Genomic DNA, 7345 nt, shown 5'->3' with positions numbered 1-7345 from the left:
GTTCAAGGAAGCCGCGCGCGCCCTGGAGTGTGACGACGACGAAGCCCGCTTTGACGAGCGTGTGATGAAGCTGGTGAAGCAGAAGCCGGTGGACAAACCGGAGTGACCCCTGATTGGGCGACGGCAACAATCGGAATCGGATCGGCGATCGTTGCGGTCGATCTGATCGTTGGGCTTGCGCGGGGCCGGCTCTACCTCCTGAAAGCGGATCGTCAGACCAGCCGAGCAATGTTCTGGATATATTGCTTCGTTGAAGTGTGCATCGTCGGCCTGTTCGCCTCGATCGCTCTAGGTTTGTAAGATACGTAATCGCCATTTAAAAGGCGAAGCCGATCGTGCCCTGCACGGTCCGCCGCGCGCCGTACCAGCACCAGTCGTAGTTGACGTAGCAGCCAGTGAGATAGCGCTTGTTGGTCAGGTTTTTGGCGTTGATCGACACCTGAATGCCCTTGAACCGCTCGCCGAGCGCGGCGAGGTCGTACCGCGCGAGGGCGTCGAACAGCGTGTAGGACGGCGAGTTGTTGGCGCCGTAGGCATAGACGCGATCGACATGGCGCACCCCGCCGCCGATCGCGAAGCCCGCGAGCGGACCCGATCGCGGCGCCCATTCGAGATTGCCCGAGACGCCGCCCCGGCCGACGGTCGGCAGCCCGTGCCCGACATTGTTGGGATCGAGATCGTCGAGAACCTTCACGCTCTGGCGGCTGAACGCGAACATCGCGTTGAAGCCGTGCGGCAGCGGCGCCTTGGCTTCGACCTCGACGCCGCGCGAGCGGACTTTGCCCGACTGGGTTGCGAAGAACGTGACCGGATCGTAGCTCAGCACGTTGCTCTGCTCGATGTGGAAATAGGCCGCGGTGACAAGGATCTCGGTGTGCGGCACCTGATATTTGACGCCGCCCTCGATCTGCTTGCCCAGCGAGGGCTTGGCCAGCGTGCCGTCGATGAGGGTGGCCGCCTGGGGCTGGAACGAGGTCGAGTACGAGACATAGGGAGCAATGCCGAGCGCGGTCTTGTAGAGTGCGCCGGCGCGATAGGTGAACTTGCTGTCGTGCTGCACCGGGCCACCATTCTCCGAGCGCGCCCAGTCCTGCCGGCCGCTCAGCGTGAGGCGCAGCCCCGCCAGGGAGATCTGGTCCTGCGCATAGACGCTCTGCTGGCGCTGATGGGTGATGAGGGTGAATGGGAAGCCGCCAGGTACCTCTTGCGGCGTCCGCGGCGTCGCCGTCGTGCCGTAGACGGGATCGAAGGGATCGATCGGGGTGGCCGTGCCGAAGGCGCCGAACTCGTTGAAGTGCAGCACCTGCCGGTCCGCGCCGAACAGTAGCTCGTGCTGTAGGGGACCGGTGGTGAGCTTGCCGGTGAGCTGGTTGTCGTACACCCAGTCGTTGTTGGTCTCGTTGGTCGCATAGGAGCCGCGTGCATAGGACGTCGTCACGGTAGGATCGATCGCGGTGCCCTGGATGTAGACGATGCCGAGACGGCTGTGGACATATTGATAGCGGCCAAGCGAACGGATCGCCCAGCCGTCGCCGAAATCGTGGCGGAAGATGTAGGTGATGCCGGCCTGCTCGCGCGCGAAGAAGTCGTTCGGCTCGCCGTCGTAGAATTTGGACGAGACGCGCCCATTGCCGGCTGGATTGGGGATCAGCGTGCCGTAGGCGGGGAAGACGCCGTAATCGCCGTTGCGCGGATCGTGCGAATAGGCCGCGAGCAGGGTGAAGCTGGTCGGCGTGCCGTTGCCGAGCGTCGTCGTGGCCGAGACGGTCTGGCGCCGCCGCGTGCCGTAGCGCTGCTGATCGTGCGCGCCGTTGACGCTGCCGTAGAGCCGCCACAGCGCCGAGTCCGAGAAACGGCCGCCGACGTCGCCATCGACGCGGTAGAGATCATAGCTTCCATAGGTGCCGGCGAGCGCGCCGTAGAAGTCGCGATCGAGCGGCAGCTTGCTCTCCTCGACGACGAGGCCGCCCGGGCCGGACCGGCCGTAGAGCGCCGACGAGGGCCCCTTGATGACTTCGACGCGATCGAGCCGCGAAATGTCGGCCTGGGCGGCGGCGTAGCCGGTCTGGTCGCTCTGGCTGATGTAGAACAGCCCGTCGAGGAACACGGGCGCACCGAAACCACGCAGCGAGAAGAGGTCGTAGACCTCGGCGGACGAACCGCGCTGATCGGGCGTGACGCCGGCGACGTAGCGCAGCGTCTCGGTGAGGTTCTGCAGCCCAAGCCCTTGGATCATGCCGCTCGAGAGCACGGTGACCGACTGCGGCGTCTCGGCGATGGGCGTGTCGGTCTTCGTGCCGGCCGATGATTGCGACACCGGGCGCTGGCCGGTGACGACGATGGTGTCGGTCGTCCCCTCACTGGTCGACTGCGGCGCCGACGATCCGCTCTCCGCCTTCGCGAAAACCGGATGTGCAAGCATCGCGCCTGCCAGCACCACGATCACCGTCTCACGCATCATCATCACCTAAACCCCTCCAAGAGGGTGCGCGGCTAGCTTATATAATACTGCTTCGCAATAGCGAATAAGCGCTGAGCGGTGGGAGAGGGCTCACGTTCAGCGCGGCGATGTCACCGGTCCTGCTCGGCGGCCGCGGCTGAGCACGCGCGCGGAGCGCTTCTTCGTCCAGATCAGAACCCCCGTCGCACTCAACATCGCTACCGCCAAGCCAAGCACGCTGACGAATATGCGATAGGGCAAGCCGATGATCTCGGCGAAGTGCAGCAGCACCAGCAGGTGACGAACCGCGTCCGCCCATGTTCTACCGAAGGGCCTGTCGAGATGAAGCAAAGCGCCGTTCCGCGCATCGACCCAGACCGACGTGCTGCCGATGGCGGCGCCGCGATCGAGAGTGGTGCGCGCATCGAGCCGGTACGTGCCCGAGCCGGCATCGTAGGACACCGTCTCCAAAGCGAGCAAGGTGAAGCCATCATGCCGCCCGGTGCGGATCAATGCTCTTTCGCCCGTCGTTACAGCTTGGCGCAATCCGACACGCGGACGAACAAGCGGACGACGCTCTGCTGGCGGGACATATCCGACAGTGGCGCCGAACGCCCGCATCACCGGTTGCTCGACCGACGGCAGCAGCAACCCCACGCTCGACCAGGCGAAGACGAGCAGCAACGGCCAGAGCCAGAGGCCGCTGGCACGATGCAGGTCGAAGTTCAGGCGGTGGCCCCGGGCATGGCGCCGCACCTTCCAAGCCGCGCCCCATCGCTTCGCCCATAATAGACGCGGAGTACCGCGCTGCCGGTTCGTCCCGCCGCCACTCGGCAAAGTCAGGTAGAAGCCGACGAAGCAGTCGATCGTCCAGATCAGGCCGGATATTCCGAACGCCCAGGTGCCCCACGCGCCGGCGACCAGGCCATAGTGGAGGCTGAACAGGAAGGGCACGATGTTCACGCGCCCGTCCCGCAGGCCTCCCCAAGTGTAGGTCAGCTTGACCGCACCGGTGTAGGGGTCCGCCCAAACCATGTTGAACGGCAGCGGCGGGCGTCCGGGTCGCGCGGCGACGTACATGCGGTCGACGCGCTTGGCGGACACGGCCAAGGGAACGTAGCTGACAACACCTCCCGTCGAGCGCTCCACCCGTTCGGCGATGGCGATGCCGTCGAGCGGACGCGCGCCCCGGTACGACGGGTGGACATAGGCAACATCGCTGCGGGAGAGAAAGGTGAGTTCCTGCTCGAACGGCAGCACGGAACCCGTCACGCCGGCAACGATCAGGAACAGGGCGATCGTCAAACCCGCCCACCGGTGCGCGAGGACGCACGCGTGCCTGCCCGGGATCAGGCTGGTGCGGGTTGCCGCCGCGAAGTCGGAACGACCCTGAGGTTCGAGGATCGCCGAGGTGTTCATGTCGCCCACGGCTGACCTTCTCTAGACATTGCGAACGCCTCGCATTAGCCGAACTATAAAGGAGTTCGGAGCATGATTCGCAAGCTGGTTCTCGTAGGCGTGTCGCTGCTGCCTGTGCCGGTAGCGGCGCAGACCGTCCAACCTGACGAACCGACAGCCGCTCCCTCTCCGGCGGCGGACGAGCGGCAGACGCGTGACGACATCGTCGTGACCGCCACCTCGATCGCGAGCGTCGGCGAGCAGCCGATCATCAATACGCCGCGTACCGTCCAGGCGATCGGCAGCGCGGTCATCCAGAACATCGCGCCGAGCTCGCTCCAGGAGATCACCAAGTTCTTCCCGACGCTGACGCCGCGCTCCTCCTACAACGATCCCAGCCAGCTGGTCTTCGCACGCGGCATCAACGAGGCGACGACGCAGCGCGACGGGCTGGAGTGGCGCGATAACTTCCTGCCGCTGGAGGAGGTCGACCGCATCGAGGTGCTCCAGGGCGTCCCCGACGTCACCCAGGGGGGCGACAAGACGCCGGGTGGCGTCGTCAACTTCGTTCCCAAGCATCCGCTCGCGCAGGATTTCGCGCGCGTGACGGCGGGGGTCAACGAATATGGCAATGTGCTCGGACAGGCCGACTTCAACCTGAGCCTCGATCCGGCCGACCGCTTCGGCGTGCGCTCGAATCTTGCCGCCGAACGGATCGACCTGCCCGATCATTCGGATGGTCATCGCTATGCAGCCGCGCTCGCCGGGCGTGCGCTGGTCAGCGCCGGCCTGACCCTCGACGTGAACGGCTTCTACACCGACCAGCGTCGCCACGGCATCAATTCGGGCTTCTTCCCGCTCGAGGACGACGTTCGCCTGCCCGATCTGTCGTACCACAAGAGCTATGGGCAGGACTGGTCCGGCGATCATTACCGGCGGGGCGCGATCGAGGCGAAGCTCGCCGGCGACCTCGGCGACGGCTGGTCGCTGAGCCTGCAGGGCGGCTATTCCACCTACAACTTCTCGAGGCGGTTCCCGAGCTACGCCGCGCTCAAGGCCGACGGGTCGGTCGACGTCGCCTATTACGCCGACGACAGCCGGGTTCGAAACTCCGGGGCGCGCGCCGCGGTCACCAAGGCGAACCGCTTTGCTTCATGGCTCACCAACAAGCTTGCCGTGATCGGCACCGCCTATGACGACCGGCTGCGCTACGCCTACGTGTTCGCCGACGCGGGCAACGCCAACCTCTACGGCGATCAGCGCGTAGCCCGTCCTGTCGTCGCGCTCGATCGGCCGACGCCCGCCAACAGCAACAGGGTCTACACGATCGGTGTCGTCGACGAGGCGACGCTGTTCGAGCGGCTGACGATCACCGCCGGCGCGCAGCGCTACCGCGCAGTCGCCAAGTCATTCGATCAGGGCGTGCTCAACACGCGGATCGCGCTCACCAAGTGGCTGCCGAGCGTCTCGGCGCTGGTCAGGATCGAGCCTGCCTGGACGATCTACGCCACCTACAACGAGGCGGTCGAGCAGGGCACCAACGTCTACCAGCCCTATGCCAATGCGGGCGAGCAGCTGCCGCCGCTGCTCTCGAAGACCTACGAGATCGGCACCAAGGCACAGATCGGGGGGCTGCTGGCGACGCTTTCCGCCTATACGTTCAAGCGCCCGGCCGAGGTGGCGGTCGGCGATCGGCTAGAGCAGGCCGGCGCGTCGCGTTATCGCGGCATCGACTTTAGCGTCAGCGGGCAGATCGTGCCACGCGTGACGCTGATCGCCGCCGCCGACCTGATCTACGCGAAGATCCTGCGCGCGGATGATCCGGCGATCGTCGGCAAGGTGCCGACCAACGTGCCACGCTTCTCCACCAGCCTGTTCGCCGAGTACCAGCCGCTGGATGGCTTATTCGTATCGGCAGGCGTGTTTCACGTCAGCCGCAAGCCCGGCGACGATGCAAACGCGCTGTTCTACGCGCCGGACTACACCACATTCGACTTGGGCGGGCGCTACGAGACCAGGCTTGCCGGACACAAGGCGACGATCCGTGTCGAGGCGACCAACATCACCGACAAGTTTTATTATGCCAGCTCGATCTTCTCGAGCCCGATCTACGGTGCTCCGCGCTTCGTCAAGACCTCGCTTACGGTGGAGTATTGAGCGGGAGCCCCGTATTGATCTTAATCTCGATGCGGCCCGCCCGTGCGGCAAGTTGGCGCTGCGTCGGTATTCGTACGATCAAGAATAATGCCGCCTCTGAACCGGCTGCCCTTGCGCGAGATCTAGCCGGTCGGCATATCCGGCTAGTCGAAAAAGGTGGACCGGACGTGGTGAGCCCCGGTCAGCTACCCCGGTAGCCGTTTTCCAGCCCATGAGGGTGTGGACCACGACATGAGCGGACGTGCGCCGTCTCCTGTCGGGTGAGCTGGAATGATCGACATGACCTTCCTGCTGAAGCGTGCTGCCTGGCGGCATGGGACCCGCAACGGATCGGACACGTCCTTGTCGCCGCTGCGGCGGCTTCGAGTAAAGGACGTCCTACCATGCAAAGCACTACCCCGGCCCGCACCCAGGTGCTGATCGTCGGCGGCAGCCTTGTCGGGCTGTCGGCCGCGCTGTTCCTGGCCGCGCGCAGCGTCGAGACGATCGTCGTCGAGAAACATTGGGGCAGCTCCGCGCACCCGCGCGCGATCGGCTTCACCGAGCTGACGCTGGAGCATTACCGCGCCGTCGGCATCGCCGATCGCATTCCCCAGGCCCCCGCAGACACCCGCCTGCGTCGCGCCAGGGTAGAGAGCCTGACCGGCGCCTGGCACGAGGAGACGCCGTGGACGCCGGGGCACGAGGAGACCGACAAGGGCGTCGCCTCGCCGATGACGGGCGCCGCGATCGCGCAGGACCATCTGGAGCCGATCCTGCGCGAAGAAGCGAGCAAGCGCGGTGCGACCCTGCGCTACAACGTCGAGATGCTGTCCTTCGGGCAGGATGTTGACGGCGTGATCGCTCGCGTCCGCGACCGCCAGACGGGCGAGGAGAGCGAGATCGCAGCCGACTACATGATCGCATGCGACGGCGCCGACAGCCCGGTGCGCGAGGCACTCGGCATCGGGCGCGACGGCGTCGGCCTGCTCCGCACGATCCGCAGCGTGCTGTTCGACTGCCCGGAAGCCGAGCGTTACCTCGACAAGGGCGTCCAGCAGTTCGAGATCGAGCAACCGGACCTCAAGGCGTTCCTCACCCATTATCCGGATGGCCGCTGGGTGTTGATGTTCGGCGACGACGAGGAACGTAGCAAGCCGGAACTGTGCGCCGCGATCATCCGCGCGCTCGGGCGCGCGATGCCGGTCGAGATCATCGCCACCGGCCGCTGGGAGATGGCGGGGCGGATCGCCGAACGTTACTCGGAGGGCCGCGTGTTCCTGGCGGGCGACGCCGCGCACCAGTTGCCGCCGACACGTGGCGGCTATGGTGCCAACACAGGCATCGCCGATGCCTTCAATCTCGCCTGGA

General features: G+C 65.7%; 4 protein-coding genes. 2 read left to right on the top strand and 2 right to left on the bottom strand.

What is annotated here, in order from left to right; translation table 11 throughout:
• Positions 1 to 316: 316 nt before the first annotated feature.
• Positions 317 to 2458 carry a TonB-dependent siderophore receptor gene (locus HUU96_RS08460; protein WP_254605136.1) on the bottom strand — a complete coding sequence of 714 codons (2142 nt, stop codon included), beginning with the start codon at positions 2456 to 2458 and terminating at the stop codon, positions 317 to 319.
• 99 nt (positions 2459 to 2557) lie between these two features.
• Positions 2558 to 3859, bottom strand: coding sequence for a PepSY-associated TM helix domain-containing protein (locus HUU96_RS08455; protein ID WP_254605137.1), 1302 nt, complete (start codon positions 3857 to 3859; stop codon positions 2558 to 2560).
• A 72-nt stretch (positions 3860 to 3931) separates the two neighbouring features.
• On the opposite strand from HUU96_RS08455, the gene HUU96_RS08450 reads away from it, so the two are divergent.
• Together HUU96_RS08450 and HUU96_RS08445 are read left to right on the top strand one after the other, a co-directional pair.
• A complete protein-coding gene (locus tag HUU96_RS08450; RefSeq protein WP_174292390.1) occupies positions 3932 to 5995 on the top strand; it encodes a TonB-dependent receptor in 2064 nt (687 codons plus the stop codon).
• 383 nt (positions 5996 to 6378) lie between these two features.
• Positions 6379 to 7345 (top strand): FAD-dependent oxidoreductase (locus HUU96_RS08445; RefSeq protein ID WP_174292389.1); only part of this gene is annotated, 967 nt, incomplete at its 3' end.

It is taken from the genome of Sphingomonas bacterium (assembly GCF_903644135.1).
Lineage (GTDB): Bacteria > Pseudomonadota > Alphaproteobacteria > Sphingomonadales > Sphingomonadaceae > Sphingomonas.
The sequence above is the reverse complement of the archived record's forward strand: the minus strand, read 5'-3'. Positions and strand labels throughout refer to the sequence as shown.